This is a genomic window from Paraburkholderia sp. GAS41 (assembly GCF_050436545.1).
Lineage (GTDB): Bacteria > Pseudomonadota > Gammaproteobacteria > Burkholderiales > Burkholderiaceae > Paraburkholderia.
This window is the reverse complement of record NZ_JBNDMK010000013.1, coordinates 36644-60004: the sequence shown is the minus strand read 5'-3', so window position 1 is coordinate 60004 and position 23361 is coordinate 36644. Positions and strand designations below refer to the sequence as shown.

22 protein-coding genes are annotated in these 23361 nt (G+C 64.1%); 14 read left to right on the top strand and 8 right to left on the bottom strand.

The window, feature by feature from the left end:
- The first annotated feature begins 4 nt into the window (after positions 1 to 4).
- The 13 genes from P3T43_RS18880 to P3T43_RS18820 all read left to right on the top strand — a co-directional run bounded on the left by P3T43_RS18880 (position 5) and on the right by P3T43_RS18820 (position 13876).
- A complete protein-coding gene (locus P3T43_RS18880) occupies positions 5 to 2632 on the top strand; it encodes a circularly permuted type 2 ATP-grasp protein (protein ID WP_429282558.1) in 2628 nt (875 codons plus the stop codon).
- A complete protein-coding gene (locus tag P3T43_RS18875) occupies positions 2629 to 3528 on the top strand; it encodes a transglutaminase family protein (RefSeq protein WP_429282557.1) in 900 nt (299 codons plus the stop codon). The genes P3T43_RS18880 and P3T43_RS18875 overlap by 4 nt, the downstream gene beginning before the upstream one ends.
- Before the next feature lie 67 nt (positions 3529 to 3595).
- Positions 3596 to 4351, top strand: coding sequence for a transporter substrate-binding domain-containing protein (locus P3T43_RS18870; RefSeq protein WP_429282556.1), 756 nt, complete (start codon positions 3596 to 3598; stop codon positions 4349 to 4351).
- Between the two features lie 15 nt (positions 4352 to 4366).
- Entirely contained in the window at positions 4367 to 5035 is a 669-nt protein-coding gene (locus P3T43_RS18865) for an amino acid ABC transporter permease (protein WP_429282555.1), read from the top strand.
- Positions 5032 to 5799 carry an amino acid ABC transporter ATP-binding protein gene (locus P3T43_RS18860; RefSeq protein WP_429282554.1) on the top strand — a complete coding sequence of 256 codons (768 nt, stop codon included), beginning with the start codon at positions 5032 to 5034 and terminating at the stop codon, positions 5797 to 5799. Before P3T43_RS18865 ends, P3T43_RS18860 begins: the two co-directional genes overlap by 4 nt.
- A gap of 112 nt (positions 5800 to 5911) precedes the next feature.
- Entirely contained in the window at positions 5912 to 6337 is a 426-nt protein-coding gene (locus P3T43_RS18855) for a MarR family winged helix-turn-helix transcriptional regulator (RefSeq protein ID WP_429282553.1), read from the top strand.
- Positions 6338 to 6436: 99 nt separating this feature from the next.
- Complete coding sequence (locus P3T43_RS18850) at positions 6437 to 6853, top strand: MarR family winged helix-turn-helix transcriptional regulator (protein WP_429282552.1); 417 nt, start codon at positions 6437 to 6439, stop codon at positions 6851 to 6853.
- Positions 6854 to 6942: 89 nt separating this feature from the next.
- On the top strand, positions 6943 to 8061 hold the full coding sequence (locus tag P3T43_RS18845; protein WP_429282551.1) for an HlyD family secretion protein: 1119 nt from the start codon (positions 6943 to 6945) through the stop codon (positions 8059 to 8061).
- Positions 8058 to 9629: a DHA2 family efflux MFS transporter permease subunit gene (locus P3T43_RS18840; protein ID WP_429282550.1), complete on the top strand. Its 1572-nt coding sequence runs from the start codon at positions 8058 to 8060 to the stop codon at positions 9627 to 9629. The genes P3T43_RS18845 and P3T43_RS18840 overlap by 4 nt, the downstream gene beginning before the upstream one ends.
- Positions 9630 to 9650: 21 nt before the next feature.
- The gene (locus tag P3T43_RS18835) at positions 9651 to 11075 is read left to right on the top strand and encodes an efflux transporter outer membrane subunit (protein WP_429282549.1); all 1425 of its coding nucleotides are present in this window, start codon (positions 9651 to 9653) and stop codon (positions 11073 to 11075) included.
- 114 nt (positions 11076 to 11189) lie between these two features.
- Positions 11190 to 12374, top strand: coding sequence for a thiolase family protein (locus P3T43_RS18830; RefSeq protein WP_429282667.1), 1185 nt, complete (start codon positions 11190 to 11192; stop codon positions 12372 to 12374).
- A gap of 163 nt (positions 12375 to 12537) precedes the next feature.
- Entirely contained in the window at positions 12538 to 13473 is a 936-nt protein-coding gene (gene panE / locus P3T43_RS18825; protein ID WP_429282548.1) for a 2-dehydropantoate 2-reductase, read from the top strand.
- A 103-nt stretch (positions 13474 to 13576) separates the two neighbouring features.
- Positions 13577 to 13876 (top strand): hypothetical protein, encoded by a 300-nt coding sequence (locus P3T43_RS18820; protein ID WP_429282547.1) that lies wholly within the window; start codon positions 13577 to 13579, stop codon positions 13874 to 13876.
- A 47-nt stretch (positions 13877 to 13923) separates the two neighbouring features.
- Here P3T43_RS18820 and P3T43_RS18815 read toward each other — a convergent pair whose 3' ends face one another.
- Genes P3T43_RS18815 through P3T43_RS18785 form a run of 7 tightly spaced genes read right to left on the bottom strand, consistent with a single transcriptional unit; the run spans position 13924 to position 20827 of the window.
- Complete coding sequence (locus tag P3T43_RS18815) at positions 13924 to 14970, bottom strand: ABC transporter substrate-binding protein (protein ID WP_429282546.1); 1047 nt, start codon at positions 14968 to 14970, stop codon at positions 13924 to 13926.
- A gap of 20 nt (positions 14971 to 14990) precedes the next feature.
- Complete coding sequence (locus tag P3T43_RS18810; RefSeq protein WP_429282545.1) at positions 14991 to 16124, bottom strand: NAD(P)/FAD-dependent oxidoreductase; 1134 nt, start codon at positions 16122 to 16124, stop codon at positions 14991 to 14993.
- Entirely contained in the window at positions 16117 to 17550 is a 1434-nt protein-coding gene (locus tag P3T43_RS18805) for an FAD-dependent oxidoreductase (protein WP_429282544.1), read from the bottom strand. The genes P3T43_RS18810 and P3T43_RS18805 overlap by 8 nt, the downstream gene beginning before the upstream one ends.
- Positions 17547 to 17948, bottom strand: a complete 402-nt coding sequence (locus tag P3T43_RS18800) for a (2Fe-2S)-binding protein (protein ID WP_429282666.1) — start codon at positions 17946 to 17948, stop codon at positions 17547 to 17549. Before P3T43_RS18800 ends, P3T43_RS18805 begins: the two co-directional genes overlap by 4 nt.
- 23 nt (positions 17949 to 17971) lie before the next feature.
- On the bottom strand, positions 17972 to 18766 hold the full coding sequence (locus P3T43_RS18795; protein WP_429282543.1) for an ABC transporter permease: 795 nt from the start codon (positions 18764 to 18766) through the stop codon (positions 17972 to 17974).
- Positions 18767 to 18792: 26 nt separating this feature from the next.
- The gene (locus tag P3T43_RS18790; protein WP_429282542.1) at positions 18793 to 19743 is read right to left on the bottom strand and encodes an ABC transporter permease; all 951 of its coding nucleotides are present in this window, start codon (positions 19741 to 19743) and stop codon (positions 18793 to 18795) included.
- Complete coding sequence (locus P3T43_RS18785) at positions 19736 to 20827, bottom strand: ABC transporter ATP-binding protein (RefSeq protein ID WP_429282541.1); 1092 nt, start codon at positions 20825 to 20827, stop codon at positions 19736 to 19738. The genes P3T43_RS18790 and P3T43_RS18785 overlap by 8 nt, the downstream gene beginning before the upstream one ends.
- 302 nt (positions 20828 to 21129) lie before the next feature.
- Between P3T43_RS18785 and P3T43_RS18780 the strand changes: the two genes are divergently transcribed.
- Complete coding sequence (locus tag P3T43_RS18780) at positions 21130 to 22008, top strand: IclR family transcriptional regulator (RefSeq protein ID WP_429282540.1); 879 nt, start codon at positions 21130 to 21132, stop codon at positions 22006 to 22008.
- Between the two features lie 121 nt (positions 22009 to 22129).
- On the opposite strand, the gene P3T43_RS18775 is transcribed toward P3T43_RS18780, so the two are convergent.
- Positions 22130 to 22702 (bottom strand): helix-turn-helix domain-containing protein, encoded by a 573-nt coding sequence (locus P3T43_RS18775; RefSeq protein ID WP_429282665.1) that lies wholly within the window; start codon positions 22700 to 22702, stop codon positions 22130 to 22132.
- Between the last annotated feature and the right edge of the window lie 659 nt (positions 22703 to 23361).

The following is a 23361-nucleotide window of genomic DNA, read 5'->3' as shown; positions in this document are numbered from 1 at the left end:
GACCTTGGCCTTTCAATCGACTTTTCCCTTTGAGCCAACCGCGGCGCACGCGGATGCGCTATCACTCCTGCGGGTGCTGCCGGTCCGCGAGGGGCACTGGGACGAGTTGCTCGATTCGTCCGGGTCGTTACGCGAACCGTGGCGGCAGTTTTTCGAAGTGCTCGGAGAAGACGGCATCGCCGCGCTCGAGAACAACGCGGCCTCGATCGCGCAGCAGATCCGCGATAACGACATCAGCTATAACGTCTACGCGGACAAGGGCGAGCCGCGAGCGTGGGCGCTCGACCTGCTGCCGTTGCTGATCGACGAGGCCGAGTGGGCCGAGATCGAGCGCGGCGTGATGCAGCGTGCCCAGCTTCTGAACGCGATGCTGGCCGATGTCTACGGCCCGCAGACCTTGCTGCAGCGAGGCCAGTTGCCGCCTGCACTGGTGTTCGGTCATCCGGGTTATCTGCGTTCCGTGCGCGGCTTCACGCCGCCGGGCGGACAGTATCTGCAGGTCGTCGCGGTCGATCTCGCGCGTGCGCCGAACGGCAACTGGACGGTGATGTCGCATCGCACCGGAGCGCCCTCGGGTCTCGGCTACGCGCTGGAAAACCGGCTGATCGTGTCGAGCCAGTTCGCCGAGCCGTTCCGTTCGCTGCACGTGAGCCGTCTCGCGCCGACCTATTCGCAACTGATCGCCACCATGGTGCAGTCGGCGCGTGCCGTGATGCACGGCGACGCCGCGGACAGCTCGCCGCATATCGCGTTGCTCACGCCAGGGCCGTTCGCCGAAACCTATTTCGAGCACGTATTTCTGGCGCGCTATCTGGGCGTGACGCTCGTCGAGGGCAAAGACCTCACGGTGCGTGATGACATGCTCTATCTGAAGACGCTGGCGGGCCTCGAACGCGTCCACGTGCTGGTGCGGCGTCTCGACGACGCGTTTTGCGATCCGGTCGAACTGCGCGCGGATTCGACCATCGGTGTGCCGGGTCTGTTGCAGGTGATGCGGGCGGGCAACGTGATCGTCTCGAACGTGCCGGGTTCGGGCTTCGTGGAGTCGCCCGCGCTGCATGGTTTCCTGCCGGGCATTGCCGAGGCGCTGCTGGGCGAAGACCTGCTGCTGCCGGGCGTACCCACCTGGTGGTGCGGCGAGGAAGCCGCGCGCGAACATGCCTTTGCGCATCTGGAAGAAGCCTTCATCGTGCCGACCTGGCCGTTGGCGCAACGCGACAGTCCGCCGGGTCTCGAGCAGGGCGTGCAGCCGCTCGACGCCTGGCGCGAGCGGATCGAAACGCTGCCCGATAGCTTCACGATTCAATTGCCGCTGCCGTATTCCTGCGCGCCGCGTTACGACGACGGCACGCTGGGGCGCCGTCCTTCGGTGCTGCGCGTGTACGCCATCGCCGATTTCAACGGCGGCTGGCATGTGATGCCGGGCGGTTTCACGCGACTCGCGGGAGAACGGCAGGCCACGGTGTCGATGCAGTTCGGCGGCAGCAGCGTCGATACGTGGGTGTTGTCGAGCCAGCCGATCTCGACCTTCTCGCTGTTGCCCTCGCCGATGCAGCCCGCCGATCTCGCGCGCAAACATCGTACGGTGTCGAGCCGCGCGGCGGAGAATCTCTTCTGGGCGGGCCGCTACAGCGAGCGCGCCGAGAACAACGTGCGCTTGCTGCGTCTGATTCTCGGCTCGCTGGAGAGCAACGACGCGAACGCCATGTTCGCGACGCTGGTCGAACTGGCGCTGTACTGCGGGCTCGTGCAATTCGGCGACATGCGCAGCGACGATTCGCTGCAGGCGTTCGAGCGCACGCTGGTGGCGAATCTGCACGAAACCACCGGACCGGCCAGCGTCGGTCAAGTGCTGAACTCGCAGGTTCGCGCGAGCGGCGAAATCCGCGGCCGTCTCTCCAATGACCATTGGCGCACGATTCTGGCTGCCCGAAACGACTTTCGCGATGCCTTGCAGAAGCTGTTGCCGGCCGCGACTGCGGCGGCATCGGCGAGCAGCAATGGCGCGTCGGCAGCCGCGAGCGGCCGGCATGACCGCTACGACCGCGTCACCCTGATGGACGCGCTCGAACATCTGGCCACGCAGCTCTCGGCGATCAGCGGCGCGCAAGGCGACCGCATGACCCGCGACGAAGCGTGGCGCCTGCTGTTCGCCGGCCGGCATATCGAACGGATTGCCTCGATGACGTCGATCCTGCGCGTCGTGGCCAGCAAGGGGCAACTGGCGACGCCGGCCGGCTTCGACCTGCTGCTGCAGCTTTTCGACAGCACCTTGACCTACCGTTCGCTTTATCCGGGGCGTCTCGAAGTGCCGGCGCTGATCGACCTGCTGGTGGTCGAGCCGACCAATCCGCGTGGCCTGTACGGCGTCTACGAGCGCCTGTGCGGCAAGCTCGACGAGATTACGCTGGCGGCGGGCGGCACCCGGCATCGTGCGTTTGCCGAACTGATGCCGGCGCCCGACACGCTGCCGTCGCTCGAGCAGCTGTGCGAAACCGGCGAGGATGGCGCCTACACCGTGCTGATCCAGTTATGCGACGACCTCGGCGCCTTCGCCGCCGCAGCGGCCAACGAGATCAGCGCGCGCTACTTCAGTCACGCCAACACGCTCGCCTCGCAGGTGTCGTCATGAAAACGGCCCAGACCATCCTGTCGGTCTCGCACCGCACCACTTACCGTTATTCGACGTTCGTCGAGACGGCGCAGCATCTGGCGACCATCCGGCCGCTGATGTGCGACTGGCAACGCGTCATCTCACATGAAGAGAAGATCGAGCCGGAGCCGTCGTATCTGCACAGCCGTGTCGATGCGTTCGGCAACGACGTGCTGTACTTCACCATCGATTCTCCGCACGAGCGTCTGCAGATGGTCAGCGAGACCACCGTGCAACTGACGCCGCGCTGGACGAAGCTCGATCCTGAGACCACGCCTGCGTGGGAGGATGTGGCCGAGGCGTTGCGCTTTCGCGTGGATGGGGCGTTCCGGCCGGAAGTGGAATTCTGTTTCGCTTCGCCGAACATTGCACTGCGGCCCGCGTTGCGCGCCTACGCGCTGCCGAGCTTCACACCGGGCACGCCGGTCGCGGCGGGTGCGATCGACCTGATGCATCGCATCTACCGCGACTTCGACTACAAACCCTCGGCGACGATGTTCGATACGCCGGCCGAGCGTGCGTTCGAACTGAAGAGCGGAGTGTGCCAGGATTTTGCGCAGGTGATGATCGGCTGCCTGCGCTCGCTTGGTCTGCCGGCGCGCTATGTGAGCGGCTATCTGCGCAACGATCCGCCGCCGGGACAGCCGCGGCTGATCGGGGCGGATGCGTCGCATGCGTGGGTGTCGGTGCACTGTCCGGGGAGTGGCTGGATCGACCTCGATCCAACCAATGACGTACTCGCCGATATGGATCACGTGACGCTTGCAATCGGGCGTGATTACAGCGATGTGTCGTTGTTGCGCGGGATGATTCTGGGCGGCGGCGCGCATCGCGTGGAAGTAGGAGTGAGTGTGCTGCCGCTGGCATCCGAGTGAATTGAATCCGCGTGATGTGCGCAAGCGCGGATCGATCCTCGCCCTGGTCCTTTTTTGGAGCGTCGCCATGAAACTGCACCGCCTGTTCTCTCTCGCCTGTCTGACGCTGGCCATGACGTTCGCCGGCTTTTCCGGCAGTGCTTTGGCGCAAGGCGCCAACGTGCTGCAGGTCGCCACCGACGCCACCTTCCCGCCCATGGAGTTCACCGAAAACGGCGCCCGCTCGGGCTTTGACGTCGATCTGATGAATGCGCTGGCGAAGGCGATGGGCAAGACCGTGCAGTGGACCGATATCGACTTCAAGGGGCTGATTCCCGGCCTGATCGCCCATCGCTTCGACGTCGCGATCTCGGCGATCTACATCACCGACGAGCGCGCCAAGGTGGTCGATTTCACCGAGCCGTACTACGCAGGCGGCCTGGTCGCGCTGGTGAAAGCCGATTCGCCGATCAAGACGCTGACTGACCTGAACGGCAAGAAGGTGTCGGTGCAGGTGGGGACGAAATCGGTTAACTTCCTGCGCGATAACTATCCGCAGGTGCAGCGCGTCGAAGTCGAGAAGAACCAGGAAATGTTCGATCTGGTCGGCATTGGCCGGGCCGATGCCGCCGTCACCGGCAAGCCCGCGGCGTATCAGCTCGCCAAAACGCGCAGTGGCTTTCGTGTGATTACCCAGCAGCTCACCACCGAGCAATACGGCATTGCCGTGCGCAAGGACGAGCCGGAACTGAAGGCCGCGTTGAATACGGCGCTCGCCAAAATCAAGGCCGACGGCACCTACGCGGCAATCGTCCACAAGTGGTTCGGCGCCGACGCGCAATAGCCGGCCGGGCCTGAGATGGAACTCGACTTCACGCCGGTCATTGCCGGCTGGACCGACATCCTGCACGGCGCGCTCGTCACGGTGGAAGTCACCGCCGCGGCGCTCGCGCTGAGCTGTGTGCTGGGACTTCTGATCGGCATTGGCCGGCTCGCGCCGAAACGGCGCGTGCTGTACGGCTTTTGCACGGCTTACCTGACTTTCTTTCGCGGCACGCCGCTGCTCGTGCAGCTGTTTCTGCTGTTCTTCGGCTTGCCGCAATTCGGCATTCTGTTACCGGCCTTCGTCTGCGGGGTGCTGGGGCTGGGACTATATTCGGCGGCGTATGTGTCGGAGATCGTGCGTGGGGCGATCCAGTCGGTCGACCGCGGGCAGATGGAAGCGGCGCGTTCCATTGGCATGTCGTCGGGGCAGGCCATGCGCGCCATCATCCTGCCGCAGGCCGTGGTGCGCATGATTCCGCCGCTCGGCAACGAGTTCATCGCGCTGATCAAGAACTCGGCGCTGGTGTCCCTGCTGACGATCGACGATCTGATGCACGAAGGTCAGAAAATCATCAGCGTGTCGTACCGTTCGCTGGAGGTGTATCTGGCCATTGCGCTGGTGTATCTCGTGCTGACGCAGGCGACCAATTACGCGCTGCACCGGGTCGAGCGTCGTTTGCGGGCAGGAGGCATGGTGCAATGAACCACGCAACGCAACCCATCGTCCAGATTCGCGGACTGACCAAATTGTTTGGTTCGCACGTCGTGTTGAACGGGGTCGATTTAGACATTCAACCGCAACAGGTCGTGGTCGTGATCGGGCCGAGCGGTTCAGGCAAGAGCACTTTCCTGCGCTGCTGCAATGGGCTGGAGCAGGCCGAAGGCGGCACCGTGGATATCTGCGGTCATCGTCTCGTCGATCACGGCGTCATGTTGAAGGAACGCTCGCTCAACGCGTTGCGCACCGAAGTCGGCATGGTGTTCCAGTCGTTCAATCTGTTTCCGCATCTATCGGTCCTGCACAACATCACGGTCGGTCCGCGCATGCTGCGTGGAGCGAGCAAGGCCGACGCCGAAGCCTCCGCCATGGTGCTGCTCGAAAAAGTAGGCCTCGTGCACAAGGCCCATGTCATGCCCGCCAGTCTCTCGGGCGGTCAGAAGCAACGCGTGGCGATTGCCCGCGCGCTCGCCATGCAGCCGCGCGTGATGCTGTTCGATGAACCGACCTCGGCACTCGACCCGGAACTTGTCGGCGAAGTCTTGCAGGTCATGAAGTTGCTGGCGAGCGAAGGGATGACGATGGTGGTCGTCACGCATGAAATGGGCTTTGCGCGGGAAGTCGCGGATGTGGTGGTGGTGATGGACGGCGGCGTGATCGTCGAAGCGGGACCGCCAGCGGAGATTTTTTCCGCGCCGACGCAGCCGCGTACGCGTGCCTTTCTGCAGGCGGTGTTGTCGCGCACGTGAGGTCCCGTATGCCGCAAGGTTCGTGGATGGCGGCGGCGACGGCGAGCCGTCCTCGCACTTCTGCCTCACGAGCAGGTTGACTCTGTGCGTACGCACACATATACTCGATCTCATGAACGGTCCTATTACCTACGACGAATGCAATTGCTTCGCGCTGCGGCAAGCTGCCCGCTACGTGACGCAGATTTACGAGCGCCACCTCGGCGAGGTGGGGCTCACGGCTGCGCAGTTCACGATCATGGCGAAACTGGCGCGGCGCGAGTCGGCAACCATGGTCGAGATGGCGGATGCGATGGTGATGGAACGTACGACGCTGGTGCGCGCGCTCAAACCGTTGCAGCGCGACGGTTTGGTGGTCAGCGAAGCGTCGGAGCACGATGGCCGGACCTTTCTTTTCAGCTTGTCGGAGAGCGGCAAGGCGACCTTTGCCCAGGCGGCTATCGCATGGCGTAACGCACAGGCCGAGTTCGAAGACAAATTCGGCCACGCAAGAGCCAAAGCGTTGCGCGCGGAACTGTTCGGCATGACGGCGGACTGAGCGCAGCGTCGAATCACGTGCCGGTCGCTGTCCGTTTGGAGGCCATGTTTTGCTCATTCAAGTGCGTATGCACTCAGCATCGGGACGTAACTCGACAACATGGAAGCGCTCCCCGACGACGACTGTTTCGCGATCCGCCAGGCGGCGCGCTACGTGTCGCAACTGTATGACCGGCATATGGCGCAGGTCGGCCTGACGATCACGCAGTTCTCGATCCTGAGCCGGATCAAACGGGCGGCGCCCATGACGATGAAACAACTGGCCGACGAGATGGTGATGGAGCGGACCACGCTGGTGCGCGCGCTTCAGCCGCTACATCGGGACGGCTTGTTACTGCGCGGCAACCCGGAAGCGAACAGCAGGGGACTGGCGTTGCGGCTGACCGAATCTGGCGAGGCGAAACTGGTGGAGGCCCGGCTACGCTGGCGCGCGGCGCAGGAAGAGTTCGAGCGGCGCTTCGGTGCCCAACGCGCGGCCTCGTTGCGGCTCGAACTGTTTGCGATGACGAAGGCTTGACGTTTTTATCGGTTTCTATCGGCAAGTAAGAGTTGGCGTGGTTTTCACGCTTATTTTGACCATCATTTTGTGCATACGCACATCCAATCATGTCCACGACTCCTCCTACTCTTGCACCGGCTGGCGCCGCCGGTGTCGCAAAACCGGCTCGCAGCATTCCGTGGATGCTGCTCGCGGTGATTGCCGTGGTGGTGGTGCTGGCGTCCGCGCTGTCGTACTGGTTAATCGTTGGGCGGTTTGTCGAAAGCACTGACGACGCCTATGTCGGCGGTGACGTGACGGTGATGGCGCCGAAGGTCAACGGCTTCGTGACCGACGTGCTGGTGCGCGACAACCAGCATGTGCACGTCAATCAGGTGCTGATCCGGCTCGACGCACGCGATTACGATGCGCGTCTTGCGCAGGCCAGCGCGGACGTGCAGAGCGCGCAGGCGGCGGTCACCGAGTTGCAGGCGAAGCAGTCGCTGCAGCTGGCGACCATCAACGAACAGGCTGCCGAGGTGAAGGCTTCGGGCGCTGAACTGGTTCGCAGCGCTCAGGACGAGGCGCGCTACCGTGAGCTCGTCAAGGACGAGGCGGTGTCGAACCAGGTCGTCGAGCGCGCCGATGCTGATCTGGCCAAGGCGCATGCGGCCGTCGATCGCAGCGGCGCCGCACTGCTCGCCGCCCAGCGCGAAACCAACGTGCTCGACGCACAGATCGGCGCGGCGCAAGCGCGTGTCGCGACGGCGCAGGCGGCGCAGCGTGTCGCCGAGCTGAACGTCGAATACACGACGATCCGCTCGCCGGTGGACGGCTACGTCGGCAATCGCACGGCTCAGGTGGGACTGCTTGCCAATACGGGTGTTTCGCTGCTGACCGTGGTGCCGTCGTCGGGTCTGTGGGTCGACGCCAACTTCAAGGAAGACCAGTTGAAGAAGATGCAGGTGGGTGACCCGGTCGACGTCGAACTCGACGCCTCCAGCAAATCGCTGCGCGGCGTCGTGGATAGCCTTGCTCCGGCAACCGGCGCGACGTTCAGCGTGCTGCCTGCGGAGAATGCGACGGGCAACTTCACGAAGATCGTGCAGCGCGTGCCGGTGCGGATTCGCCTTGACGTGCCGGAGGATATGCAGGGTGTGCTGCGCCCCGGGTTGTCGGCCACCGTCAAGGTTCATCTCGACGGCAACGGTGCCGGCGGCAGCAGTGGCACGAACGGCACGCCATGACCCACCCGCCCCTCAATCCCGCCGACCAGCCGACCCGCACCAAAGTCTTCGCATTCGCGCTGATGTGCCTGGGGTTTTTCATGGCGACGCTGGATATCCAGATCGTCGCGTCTTCCCTGCGGGATATTGGCGGCGGCCTGTCCGCCAGCCAGGATGAGCTGTCGTGGGTGCAGACCTCGTACCTGATCGCCGAAATTCTGGTGATCCCGATGTCGGGCTGGCTCACACGGGTGTTCTCGACGCGTTGGCTGTTCGCCTTCTCGGCGTTGGGTTTCACGATCACGAGCATGCTGTGCGGTCTCGCCTGGGACATCAATTCGATGATCCTGTTTCGCGGCCTGCAAGGCGCGCTGGGCGCCGCGATGATTCCCACCGTGTTCACGACCGCGTTCGTGCTGTTTCCCGGCAAACAGCGCCTGATTGCTTCGACGACCATCGGCGCGCTCGCCTCTCTCGCGCCGACCATTGGCCCGGTGATCGGCGGCTGGATCACGTCGCAATGGTCCTGGCACTGGCTGTTCTATCTGAATCTCGTGCCGGGCGTGTTCGTCACGCTGATGGTGCCCAAGTTCGTGCATATCGACGAGGTCGATCTGTCGCTGCTGAAGAAGGGCGATTATCTGGGCATCCTGCTGATGTCGGGCTTCCTCGGTTGCCTCGAATATGTTCTTGAAGAAGGGCCGCGCAAGAACTGGTTCGGCGACGATGTGATTGTGCTGTGCACGTGGATCTCGGCGATTTGCGGCTTTCTGTTCATCGTGCACGCGTTCACGGCCAGGGAGCCGATTGTCGATCTCCGCGCGCTGGCGGTGCGTAACTTCGGTATCGGCAGCCTGCTGTCGTTCATCACAGGGGTCGGTCTGTTCTGCTCGGTGTTTCTGACGCCGGTGTTCCTCGCGCGCGTGCGCGGCTTCGATTCGCTGCAAATCGGTCTCGCGCTGCTGTCGGTGGGATGTTTTCAATTGGTGGCGCTGGCGGCCTATTCGACGCTGGCGCGCTTTATCGACATGCGCTGGCTGATGGTATTCGGGCTCGTCTGTTTCGGTTTGGGCTGCTATCTATATGTGCCGTTGACCAGTCAATGGGGCTGGCGGGAGTTGCTGCTGCCGCAGGCCTTGCGCGGCATCGGCCAGCAGTTTTGCGTGCCGCCGATCGTAACCATGGCGCTCGGCTCGCTGCCGCCATCGCGGCTGCGCTCGGCAAGCGGCCTGTTCAATCTGATGCGCAACCTGGGGGGCGCCATCGGCATTGCCGTGAGCAGCACCATGCTCAACGACCGCCTGAATCTGCACTATGAACGGCTCGACGAACATCTCACGGCCGGGCGTCCGGTGGTCGAAGGTCTGCTGCAGCAGCAGGCCGGCCGGCTTGCCGCGATAGGCGGCAATACGCTCGACGCGACGCATGCGGGCCTCGACATGCTGCATTCGCTGCTGATGCGCGAAGCCCTGGTGCTGACCTTTTCCGACGCCTTCCTCGCAGTGGCGCTCTGCTTTGTGGTGGGTTTGCTGAGCGTGGCGTTTTCGCGTCCGTTCGGTCTGAGTTCACCGCCTCCCGACGCGCATTGAAAAATTGATCAGGAAAGCGATATGAATTCGATCGCAACAAAAAGTGGCCTCAGTGCGTTGCTGCTGCTGGGGTTGGCGGCGTGTGCGGTGCAACCGGAGACGCATGCGGATTTGCCGCAGGTGGCGCACTCTGTGGCGCCCGCCGCGTGGAGCGTCGACGCTCCGCAAGACACGGTGGATGCGAACGCGTGGTGGGCGCACTTCGGCGACCCCGTGATGCATCAGCTGGTCGAGTCCGTTCTGAACGGCAATCTGGATGTGCAGGCTGCGGTTGAACGCGTCAAGCAGGCACAGGCGATTACCCTCCAGCAGCGCTCGGCGTTGCTGCCCGAGCTCGATGCCACGGCGACGGCGGCCGACCAGCGCGAAAACACGCCGCCGCCGTTGGGCTATGTGCGTCAGGCGGGCTTCGGCGTGGCGGCGAGCTGGACGCCGGACGTGTTTGGCGGAGAACGGTTAGCCGTGCTGGCGGCGCAAGCCCAGGTAGCAGGCCGTGAAGCCGCGCTCGACGAATTGCGACTCGCGCTTGCGGCCAATACGGCAGGGGCTTACATCGATCTGCGCTGGGCCCAGACGGAATTGCAGATTCTGAACGACAACGAGCAGATCCGCAGCCGCGCACTCAAGCTGACACAAGAGCGGCTGCACTATGGCCTGTCCACGCAGCTCGACGTTGCGCGTGCGCAGAACCAGTTGCAGGATCTGCAGGCGCAGATTCCGCGCGTGCAGTCCACCGTGCAGCATCAGTTGAGCCTGATCGCCGTGTATTCGGGGCGGACGCCGGAGAGCGTTGACAGGTTGCTGCTCACGCAGGTGCGTGATATTCCGGTGCCGGCCCAAAGCGTGCCGCACATTCTGCCGTCCGAAGCATTGCTGCGCCGCCCCGACGTGCGCACCGCCTATGCCAGCGTCGAACAGCGCGCAGCGGAAGTCGGGGCCGCGAAGGCGCAGCGTTACCCGCAGTTCAAGCTGAATCTCGTGGATGGCTTGCTGGCGTCTTCGTATCTCGGCTTGCCCACCTTGACCGACAACCTCTTCAGCGCCGCCCTGAACGCGACGAGTCCGATCTTCAATGCCGGCCGGATCACGGCCAGCATCGACGAAAATGAAAGCAGGATGCGCGAATCGCAGCTCGGGCTGCAGCAAACGATGTTGCAGGCGCTCAAGGAAGTCGAGGACACCCGCAGCGATCTGGTCAGCGACGCCGCACAGGTGGATCGCCTCGGCGGCGCGCTGGATGCGTCGAATCAGGCCCTGCACCTGTCCACCGAGTTGTACAAGGATGGCGCGTCGAGCTTCCTCGACGTGCTCGCTGCGCAGGAGGCGTATCTGCTCGATTCCGAGGCGCTGAATCAGGCGAAGCGCGCTCACGCGCTCGCAACGGTGGCGTTGTACCGTTCGCTGGGTGGGGGATGGGACGCGGCGCCTGCATTGGCCGCCAATTGAACGGATCCGGGGCGCAGGGCCGGACCGCACGCATCCCGGTGATGACCGGCAAGCTCGTTCCCGGGCACTGAAGACACGGGCAGAGCGGGACTTCATTGAAAGTGAGAGACGATGATGAACAAGCGAGACGTAGTGATCTGCAACCCTGTGAGAACGCCGATCGGCGCCTACAACGGCACGCTGAAAGACGTGCCCGCCACGGCGCTCGGCGCGGTGGCCGTGCGCGAGACGCTCCGGCGCAGCGGGCTCTCCGCAGCGGCGCCAGGGTCAGTCGTGATGGGCAACGTGATTCAGGCCGGCAACAGGATGAACCCGGCGCGGCAGGCCGCGATCGGCGGCGGCGTGCCCGTCACGGTGCCGGCGCTGACCGTGAACCGTGTCTGCGGCTCGGGCGCGCAAGCCATCGCGTCGGCGGCTCAGGAAATCTGGCTGGGTCTCGGCGACGCGGCGATTGCGGGCGGCATGGAAAACATGGACCGTGCGCCGTATCTGCTCGACGGCGGCCGCTGGGGCTATCGCATGGGCAATGCTCAGGTGCATGACAGCATGCTGCGCGATGGCCTCGTCGATGCGTTTTCCGGCGAACATTCGGGTTGGCACACCGAAGATCTCGTCACGCAGATGGACATCACGCGCGAGGCTCAGGACCGTTGGGCCGCGCGTTCGCAGCAGCGCTTCGTCGCGGCGCAGGCGAGCGGCCGCTTCGACGCCGAGCTGGTTAGCGTCGAAATCGAAGGACGCAAGGGGCCGCAGCAGTTCGCGCGCGACGAGCAGCCGCGCGCCGATACCACCGTCGAAACGCTGGCCCGTTTGCGGCCGGCGTTTCGCCCCGACGGCACGATTACCGCCGGCAACGCGCCGGGCCTGAACAGCGGTGCGGCCGCCATGGTGGTCGCCGAACGCGGGTTCGCCGAAGCGCAGGGTATCGAGCCGTTCGCGCGGCTCGTCGCGTATGGGGTCGCGGCGGTCGAGCCGGGCATGTTCGGGCTGGGACCGGTGCCCGCGGTGCAGCAGGCTCTGGCTCGCGCCGGCTGGCAGTTGAAGGATGTCGAGCGCGTCGAGATCAACGAGGCCTTTGCCGCCGTGCCGATCGCCGTGTTGCGCAAGCTCGGGCTGGCAGAAGAGCTCGTGAACGTCGACGGCGGCGCCATCGCCCACGGCCATCCGATTGGCGCGACCGGCGCGGTGCTGACCACACGCCTGATTCACTCGATGCGCCGCGACGGACTGAACCGGGGCATCGTCACGCTGTGCATCGGCGGCGGGCAGGGCATCGCGCTGGCGCTCGAGATCCTCTGATCCCCCTTCGGCGCCCGCGCATGGGCGCCGCCGGCCGCGTCGATGCAAGCGGGGATTTTTTGCTACATTGACGCACGTGCCGAGGGTACGTCCTGCGTCCTGCTGATCGAACGCGGTGCGACGCCCTTGAGCGGAACGACAAATCCTCGTGAGAGACAAAGCGATGCGAATTCTGGTTGTAGGTGCGGGTGCGGTGGGCGGTTACTTCGGCGGGCGTCTGGCTCAGGCCGGCCGTGACGTGACGTTTCTGGTGCGGGCGGGCCGGGCCGAAGAGTTGCGCCGCGACGGTCTTGTCATCAGAAGTCCACGGGGCGATCTCACGCTGCGCGACGTGAAAACCGTGCAGGCGGGCGACACCGTCGAGCCGTTCGATCTGATCGTGCTCAGTTGCAAGGCCTACAACCTCGACGAGGCGATTGCTTCGTTCGAGCCGTTGGTCGGGCCGTCCACGGCGATCCTGCCGTTGCTCAACGGCATGCGCCATATCGACGTTCTCAAAGAGAAGTTCGGCGCGGCTCGCGTGCTGGGCGGCCAATGCGTGATCGCTGCCACGCTCAATCGCGAGCGCGAGATCGTGCATCTGAACGACATGCATTCGATCTCGTTCGGTGAACTCGAAGGCGGGTTGTCGGCCCGCGTGCGCGCGATTGGCGAACAAATGACCGGGGCCGGTTTCGATGTCTCGCCGAGCGAGCATATCCTGCTGAGCATGTGGGAAAAGTGGGTGTTTCTGGCCACGCTGGCCGCCAGCACGTGCCTGTTCCGTGGCGCGATCGCCGATATTCTGAGTGCACCGGATGGCCGCCGCGCAATTGAAGGACTGCTTGGCGAATGCCGGGCGGTCGCGCAGCACAACGGCTTTACCATGGGACCGCACTTCGAGGCGCGCGCCGATCAGACGCTGTTCACGCCGTCGCCGCTCACGGCTTCGATGCTGCGCGACGTCGAGAATCATTCCCGCATCGAAGCCGACCATATTCTCGGCGATCTGATCCAGCGCGGCGATCCGGCACCGCGGAGCGATGTGCGCCTGTCGCTGCTGCGGATCGCCTACAGCCACCTGAAAGCCTACGAGGCGCGCGAGGCGCGTACCGCCTGAACGCCGGCCGCGTCGCGTGCTTCAGAACGGCGCACGCCGCGCGGTAGAATCGCTCAAGCCGCACTGGGGCGGCGGGCAGGGCGGCGTGACACAGGAGGGTGAAATGCCGAGTCCAACAGGGTCGGTCGTGGCGTTGAGTTCCGCGTCGGCGACGGCGTTTTCGTTCGGCATTGTGTATCTCGGCTACTGGGGCGTGCACGAACCGGTGCCTTGGAGATTCATGGACATCCTGGTGGTGCTGTTCGCGCTCGGCGGCTTCGCCTGCCTGGGGCTCGTGCCGTTTATGGCAACCCGCCCGGTCGAATCGGAAAGCAACGACGCCGGGATTCGGGTCGCCCGGCGTCTGTTCCTCGGCGGCGTGAGCGCAATCTGGCTTGCAGTCACGCTCTCCGTGGTGCGGTGAATAGCCGCTGAGTTGAAGCGAACCGTGGCGAACCGCAGCGCGGCCGCTTACTGCTCGATCTGCCGGTTCCAGCGCGTATCCCACTGCGCGCGATGCGCATTGATCGCGTCCCAATCCACCACCGTCACCTTGTGCAGCAGATCGTCGATCTTGCCGATGCTTTGCTGCATCGCCGCAGGCATCTTCGCGAGGCGGTTGGTGGGGATCTGCTTGCCGGCATCGGCCGCTTTGGTTTGCGCCGGCGCGGACAGCAGGAATTGCGCGAGCTTCTGGGCGAGCGCCGGGTCCGGGTTATTGTTCACCACGCACAGATCCACTAGCAGCAGTACGGGCCCTTCCTTCGGATTCACATACGCCACGGGAATGCCCTTGTCCTGCAGATCGCTAACACCGGTCGGCGTCAACGGGAAGAGACCGGCTTCGCCCGTCTGCACCATTTCCGAAATCTTGGCGGAGTTCGGGACGTACTCGGCGACATTCGGCCCCACCGTGCTGGACCATTTCGTGAAGGCCGGTTCGACGTTCTGCTCGCTACCGCCCATCAGACGATTGATCGCCAGAAAGCCATGCAGCCCGAACGTGCTGCTGGATTCGGACTGAAACACGACCTTGCCCTTGTACTTCGGATCGGCGAAGTCCATCCATGAGGTGGGCGGCGCCCAGCCCTTTTCGGCAAACAGCTTCTTGTTGTACGCCATGCCGGTCATGCCGAGTTGCACGCCTGCGCCCATATCGTCTTTCATGCGCGCGAACGGATACAACTCCTTGAGCACGGGCGCGTCATCGAGCTTCTGGCACACACCCATGCTGACCGCGCGGGCCATCACACCGTCATCGAGAAACACGACATGAATCTGCGGACTGGCTTTGTTGGCGAGCAATTTGGCGAGAATGTCGGACGACGTGCCCGGCACCACGACCACCTTCACGTTATTGGCTTTTTCGAAGTCGGGCAGCACCTGACTCGTGTAAGCCTTCTCCATCGGGCCGCCGTTCATGCCGATGTAGATCGTTTTGGTCTGCGACCACGCCGGCGCCGCGGCGCCGAACGCACACATGGCGGCGAGCGCGGCCATCGTTCTGAACAGTTTCATGTTGGATCTCCTGGGTTTGACTAGAGCGCGTGCAAGCTAGGGGTAGGGACGGAGGTAAAGCGGTCGATCGAAAAGGCATCCAGTGGGGTCGAGGTCGAGCCGTGGACGATCAGGTCGGCCAGCACTTCACCAACCCCGGGCGCCAGCAGAAAGCCGCCGCCTGAAAAGCCGAAGGCATGCAGCAGGCGCGGCACGGTGCGGCTCGCGCCGATGATCGGATTGCTGTCCGGCGTCTCGCCTTCGACGCCGCTCCACGTGCGGATCAAGAGGGCGTCGCGCAGCGCGGGCAATAGCGCGCAAGCGTCGCGCATCACGGTGCGGGTCGTCTCAGTGGAGGGCTGGCCGTATTCGCCGTCGCCATGTCCGCGGCCGCCGCCCACCACGCAATTGCCGCGCGCCACTTGCCGCGCGTAGATGCCGCCGCCGTAGACGCCCAGGTTGTGTGTGATAAAGAGCGGCAGCGGCTCGGTGACCCACATGTTCGGATAGATCGGCTTCATGGGCACGGTCTCGCCAAATGATTCCGCAACCTTGTTGGCCCATGCACCGGCCGAGTTGATCAACCAGTCGGAGGTGAAGTGCTGCTCGCCCGCGCCGAGTTGAAAACGCGTGCCGTCATGACGGATTTCGGTGAGCTCGGTCTGCTCGCGCACCTCGGCACCCGCGGCTTGTGCGGCGCGCGCAAAGGCCGGCGACACGACGCGCGGGTTCGCGTGACCGTCGCTGGCGCAGAGCGAACCGCCGATCGCCGCTTTGCCTAGCCACGCATAACGGCGCCGAAAACTGGCGCCGCTGAGCAGTTGCGGATCGAGCCCATGTTGTCGCGCCATCTGCGCCCACGTTTCGAGCGCGGCCAGATCAGCTTCGCTACGCGCGAGCCGCAAATGACCGGAGATCACAAATTCGCCATCGATGCCGATCAGATCGGGCAAGCGATCCCAGACGCGGCGTGCGCGCATCGCCAACGGCATCTGTTCGACCGGGCGTCCCTGGCAGCGCACGCCGCCGTAATTCACGCCGCTCGCCTGCGCGCCGCAGAAGCGCCGCTCGAACAGGCCCACGCGCAGACCGCTTTTTGCCAATGCGAGTGCGGCCGAGGCGCCGACCAGGCCACCGCCCGCAATCGCGACGTCGTAGTGCAGAGCCTTATTCATCGCGGGCGTCCTCGGGAATGTCGACGACGCCCTCGGCATAGAGCGCGGGCGACATCGGAATCGGCTTCACCGGCGGCTGGCTGCGCAGCCTGCCTACCAGTTCGAGCGGCTTGCCGGTTTCCACGCTTAGCAGCGCGAGCGCCGCCTCGCCGCACATGCGGCCCTGGCAGCGGCCCATACCGACGCGGGTCAGCGCTTTCAGACGGTTGATCTCGCTGGCTGTGCCGCTGCGGATGCAGTGGCGCAGCGTACCGGCGTCGACTTCTTCGCAGCGGCACACGGTCATCGCGTCGGGCCATTGCGCGGCAGCACGGATAGGGGGGGCGAACGCGGCTTCCAGACCCCCACGGAAGATGGCGATGCGTTGCAGGCGGCGATCAAGCGTCGCCGCGTCGGGCAGACCCTGACCGCGTGGATGCGCGATACCCAGATCGTCGAGCAGGGCGAGGGCCGTGCGGTGTCCGGCCAGTTCCGCGGCATCGGCGCCGGCGATGCCCGCGCCGTCGCCGGCAAGGTAGATGCCGGGTACCGAACTGCGCCCGCCTGCGTCCAGTTCGGGAAGCCAGCAGCGGTTTTGCGCGTCGAAGCGGAAGCGGCAGCCGGCCAGATCCGCGAGCTGGGTTTCCGGACGCAGCCCGAAGCCGAGGCCGACGGCGTCGCAGGCGAGGGTTTCGTTCTCCGCGCCGTTGCCGGCACCGCGCCAGACGATGGCACTGACGTGCCGTTCCCCTTCGATGCCGACGAGCGTCACACTGCGCTCGATCCGTACGCCGCGCGCCGTCAGCCAGCTCACGTAGTAGAGCCCCTTCGCAAAGGTGGCCGGCTGGCGCGCGAGTTTCGGCGCAGCGGCGATCTGCTGAGCCAGCGGACTGGTATCGAGCACGGCGACGACGTGCGCGCCGGCTTTGACGTACTGATAGGCGACGAGGTACAGCAGCGGCCCGGTGCCCGCAAGCACGACGCGCTGACCGATCGCGCAGCCCTGCGCCTTCAGCGCGACCTGCGCGCCGCCCAATGTATAGACGCCCGGCAGCGTCCAGCCGGGCACCGGCAGAACGCGGTCGGTCGCGCCGCTGGCGATGATGAGGTGCGAGAACGGCACCGCGGCTTCGCGTCCGGCGTGCAGCGTGTCGAGGCGGCCTCGCGCACAGGCCCAGGCCAGCGTGTCGGGCCGGTAGTCGAGTTGCGGCAGCAGGGCGGCCATCGTCGAATGCAGCGCGTCGGCCTTGCGGGCTTCGAAGCCGTAGAGGGCTTGCTTCGAGCGCTCGAAATGGCCATTGGCGGGCGGCTGGCGATAAATCTGACCACCCCAGCGAGCGTTTTCGTCGAGCACGACCGGCTTGATACCCGCCGCGACCAGCGTTTCGGCGGCACGCACGCCGGCCGGTCCAGCGCCGACGATCACGACGCGGCGTTCGTCGTTCATGGCGCGTCTCCGTCGGACGGGAAGCTCGCCGGGCCTGCCGCGGCGTGTTCGGTCACCACGGCATGGCGCGTGACGATGCGCATGCCGGCTTTGAGCAAGGTCGAACAGGCGCGCAGACGCGTTCCGTCTTCGCTGCGCACCCAGCAATCCTGGCAGGCACCGATCAGGCAAAAACCGGCACGTGGCTCGCCGCTGAATTCGCTATGCCGCACGCTGCGCTGCTGGGTGAGGATCGCGGTCAACACCGTGTCGCCTGCCAGCGCCGTGACGTCCTTGCCATCCAGAACGAACGCGAGCGGCGCGCGCTGCCGTTCTGCAATCCGAACGAATTGCGGACCCGATTCGGCGACGGCCGAAGAACTGACAAAAGAATTGGAACCGTGCGGAGTACCAGGCATGCGGGTCAGGTCGGAAGAAGTCATCAGTGCTGGCCGATCAGAATGCGGTTGAGCCCATACACGCGGTCGAGCAGCAGCATCGCGCCGGCCGTGATGAAGATCACCAGCGCGGAGACGGAGGCCATCATCGGATCGATCGATTCGGTGGCATACATGTACATGCGCACCGGCAGCGTGATGGTTTTCGGCGAAGTGACGAAGATCGACATGGTCAGTTCGTCGAAGCTGTTGATAAACGCCAGTAACCAGCCGCCCGTGATGCCGGGCAGGATCATCGGGAAGGTGACGCGGCGGAACGTGGTCCACGCATCGGCGCCGAGCGAGGCGGCCGCATGTTCGACGCTGCGGTCGAGGCCGCTGACGGAGGCGAGCACGAGCCGCATGACGAACGGCGTAATGATGATCATGTGCGCGAGCACCAGCCAGGCAAACGAACCGGTGGCGCCGATCAGCGCAAAGAAGCGCAGCAACGCAATGCCCAGCACGAGGCCCGGAATCACCAGCGGCGAAAGCAGCAGCCCGTTGAGAAACCCGCGACCCGGAAAACGCGCCCGGCCGATGGCGAGCGCCGCCGGCAGCGCGACGATCAGCGACAGCGTGGCCGAGGCGAAGGCAAGCCGCAGGCTGTTGAAGAACGCCGAGATGAAGTCGGGGTAGTCGAGAATCGCGCGGAACCAGCGCAGCGAAAAGCCGTGCGTGGGCAGCGTCAGGGTCTCGTCGGGCGTGAAGGCGACCAGTACCACAATTGCGAGCGGCGCCAGCACGAACAGGATCACGAGCGCATGAAAGATTAGCGCGAGAGGGCCGTTTTTTCTCATCGTAGGATTCTCGTGGTCTCGTCGGGTTAGCCGATGCTGCGGGCGTACCGGCGTTCCAGCAGCCGGTAGTAAGTGAGCATCACGATCAGGTTCGCCAGCAGTAGAAGCAGGGCAATCGTTGCGCCGAGCGGCCAGTTCAGCGAACTGAGGAATTCGTCGTAGACCGCGGCGGCGGCTACCTTCAGGCGCCGTCCGCCGAGCAGTCCGGGAATCGCGAAGGCGCTGGCCGACAGGCCGAACACCATCAGGCTGCCGGAAAGGATGCCGGGCGTCAGTTGCGGCAACACGATGCGGCGCAGCGTGGTGGCGGGCGAGGCCATCAACGAGAGGGCCGCGTTTTCGGTTTGCGGATCGAGCTTTTGCAACGCCGTCCAGACCGGAATCACCATGAAGGGCAGCATTACGTGCACCAGCGCGATCACGATCGCAAAGGTCGTGTATTCAAGCTTGTAGGGGCCGAGACCGACCAGCGCGAAGGCCTGGTTCACGAGACCGTTGGGATTGAGCAGCATGCTCCAGCCGAATGCCCGCACCACCACCGAAACCAGCAGCGGCGCAAGAATCACCAGCAGGAACAGCGAACGCCATGGATCGCGCATGCGCGAGAGCACATAGGCTTCGGGCGTGCCGATCACCACGCACAACAAGGTGGTCAGAAAGGCGATGCCGAAGGTCCGTAAAAAGATCGTATGGAAGTAGGCGGATTTCAGCACTTCCGCGTAATTGCCGAACTGGAAGGCGGCGATCGGGCCGCTCGCGGGATCGAAGCGGTAAAAGCTCAGCACCAGCGTCATCACGAGCGGAATCAGCACGAGGGCCGCGAACAGCAGGAAGGCGGGCGTGCACATCAGCCACAGCGGCAGAAACGCATGCCACGGGGCGCGCCGCGTGCTGCGCGCGCTGTCGTCACGGTGGCCGCTGCCGCCGTTGTCCTTGTCTTCGTCGTTATCGTTGGCGAGGGGCAGTGTGCTAGCCATGACGCGCCTCCCGCTGCACGAAGCGGATTGCATCGCTATTCCAGTCGACGCCAACCGTAGCGCCTTCGTCCAGCGGCTCCGTGCCTTCGTTCTGGCAACACACCAGCACTTCGCCGAGGTGACAATCCACCCGGTACAGCCACTGGCTGCCAAGGAAAAAGCGGCTGGTCACGGTGGCGGGCAGACGTCCCGCGTCCGGCGCGCAGAGCCGCAGTTTTTCAGGGCGGATACACAGCGTGACGGAGTCGCCCACCCCTACCATGCGTTCCTTAACGGGCAGTTGCGTGGTGTTGCCGGTTTCGGCGAGGTCATGACCCAGATCGATACGGATCGCGTCGCCATCGCGCGCGACGATCGTCCCCGGCAGCATGTTGGCCTTACCGATGAACTGCGAAACGAAGTGATTTTCGGGGCGTTCATACGCGCGGTAGGGCGTGTCGATCTGCGTGATGCGGCCTGCTTCCATGACCACCACGCGGTCGCTGATCGAGAGTGCCTCAGACTGGTCGTGCGTCACCATGATGGTAGTCGTGCCGATTTTGCGCTGGATCGAACGCAGTTCGAACTGCATATCCTCGCGCAACCTGGCGTCGAGATTCGACATCGGTTCGTCGAGCAGCAGCACGGGCGGCGCGATGACGATGGCACGCGCAATCGCCACGCGTTGCCGCTGGCCGCCGGAAAGCTCGCGCGGAAAGCGGTGCGCGAGGGTATCGAGCCGCACCAGCGCCAGTGCTTCGCGCACCCGCTCGTTGCGTTGCGCCTTGTCGATGCCGCGCATTTCCAGGCCGAAGGCGACGTTCTGCGCCACGCTCATATGCGGAAACAGCGCGTAGCTCTGGAACACGACGCCGAGGCCGCGCTGGTTGGGTTGGGTGTGCGTGATGTCGCGACCATCGAGCGTAATGCGCCCGCGCGTGGTCTCGACGAAGCCCGCGATCATCTGCAGTGTGGTGGTCTTGCCGCAACCCGACGGTCCGAGCAGCGAAACGAACTCGCCTTTCTCGACCGAGAGGTTTACCTCGGCGACGGCCTGCAGATCGCCGAAGGATTTCGTTACGTCAGTGAGCGTGAGGAACGACATGGTCTGGCCTTTCGGTGCAGCAGCACCGGCTGAATCGACGAATCTTCTGATGAGCCGACTCTAGCTAGCCAAATTATGCGACGTCAAATGCAAATTCCGTTTGGCGGTATAAGAATGGAAAAAATTTCATTCAATGGAATGTGTTTGGCTGACTGGCAATAGTTTATTCCATTGCGTGACGTGCGAGAAATCCCTAACATGTCATTAACATCCTGCTGCAGCGCGAAATCCGGCCACTATTTCGCTGGTGAACAAAACGCTCTATAGTATTCCGATCAATGGAATAGGCTGAAGGAAAAATCATGAATACTGCCGCGAAGCGGGAGAACGCCGCTGCCGATCCGTCTGGTGCTCCCGAGACGCCCGGCACGGGCATGCTGCAGCGCTCGTTTGCCGTGATTCGCGCGTTGGCCGAGGCGCAGCCCGAGGGCGGACGTGTCACGCGGCTCGCAAAAGCGGTCGGGCTGACGCAAGCTACCGTGCACCGGATCCTGCACGCGTTGATTGCCGAAGGCATGGTCGAACAGGACGAAGGCTCGAAACTGTACCGGCTGAGCGTCGATTTTTTCGCGCTCGCGGCGCAAGCGGGCAACCCGAGCGGCATGCGCACGCTGTGCCGTCCGGCTTTGCTGCGCCTGTGCGCAAGTCTGGGCGACACGATCTTCCTGCTGGTCAAAAGCAGCTTCGACGCGGTCTGCCTCGACATCTGCGAAGGACCGTTTCCGATCCGCTCATTTACTGGCGATATCGGTGGGCGGGTGGCGTTGGGTGTAGGGCAGGGGAGTCTCGCGATTCTCGCGTTTTTGCCGGAAGCCGAGCGCGAGGAGATCATCCGCTTCAACGTGCCGCGGATTCGCGGCTACGGCGTGCTGGACGAAGTCTATCTGCGCACCGAGATCGAGCGGGTGCGGCAACTGGGGTACGCTGGGCGCAACAGCGGTGTGCTGGATGGTATGGCGGGGGTGGCGGTGCCCATTCTGGACCGCACGGGCGTGGCCGTTGCTGCGCTCAGCGTCGGCACGCTGGCCGCGCGTCTCGGCGACGATCGCTTGCCAATGGTGGTCGAATTGCTGCGGCGCCAGGCGCACGCGCTTGGACCGCAGACCAATCCGTTCGACGTCGCATTGCGCCGACCCATGCATGGCCTCTCACGGGCCATGACAACGGAACGGATTGCCTGAATGTCGTGACGGTTTCAGTTTCGGCTACAGTTGCCTGCACGAATCCGTAGCAATGCGAATAAATGATAAACGGCGGTTTCCAGCCTGAAAGCCGGTGCGCTGCCGTAGCCGCCGGTCGACACTAGAACAGCCTTGGCGTCCCCACCCAGACCACCAGTGTCTCGCCGCGCGCCGTATTGGCCCAGCTATGCGGCACGGTCGATTCGTAATGTGCGCTATCCCCTGCCTGCAGCGCGAAAGTCTTGCCTTCCAGCGTCAGGGAAATCTTGCCGCTGATCACATACAGAAACTCTTCGCCGGCATGCGTATTCACTTCTGAGCGCTTCTGCCCCGGCGGCATTTTGACGAGGATGGCTTCCAGCTGGCGGCCGCCTGTCAGGTTGGTCAGACGTGCGAACAGGTTCGCGGAATCGGCGAAACCGAAAAAACGCAACTGGTTGCCACGGCTTACCGAACGCTCTTCGCTAGGCGTGTCGACGAAATACTGCACATTGACGCCGAGGGCGCTGGCAATCCCCGCCAGCGACGTGAGAGACGGAGTAGCAAGGCCGCGTTCCACCTGCGACAGGAAGGGCTTTGAAATGCGCGCGGCGGTAGCGGTGTCGTCGAGCGTGCGCTTCAGTCGCTGCCGGAGCGCGCGTATCTTGCTACCCAACTCAAGGGCTGGATTTTTGTTTTCAGTTTTCGTGACCATAGCGAGATCAATCAGCCCGTCAAAATATGTTTGATTTACGTAAACAAAGTTTGATAGCCTAGTCGGCCATCGGAACAGCTTGAGTATGCCCGTGAGGCATTTTTTTCGAAAACAGACTCGCCATGTTGCCAGAAGCGCAACCCGGTCCACCGGTGGTTCGATGCCCGTTGCGGTTCGAAAACGAAGCAGACGTTAAAAGGAACGCCCGTCTGGAGTTCGAACCATTGATGTATCGGGCGCCTGCATTGCCGATACGTTTCGGGTCTATGGATCATATCGCGCGGCAAGCCGCGCCAAAACTTTCAATTGGCTTGAGGTGGTACGGGATGCATCAGTGAATTCCCTGAGTGACGGCGCAACGCGCGCTCCGGACAATCGCGTGCGCCTGTGGACCGAGCGATGATTTCGGTCCGCAGGCTGTTTTCAATCCCGTGCGCAGCGATCCTGTGCGCGGAACGACGAGCAGCGCGGTTTACCCCAACTGCGCTGCCAACCTGAGATGAGTACCACCGTTGATGTGTACTGCCACGCTTCACCGCCAGCCCATTCGCACGGGCCGCTGCCCGCTGTCCTCCAGCGCCTTCGGCAACGCCATCTTTTATCGCGGGAACCGTCTTGCCCGGCTGCCTCTGGTGCCGGTAGCAAGCGCTGTCTACAGG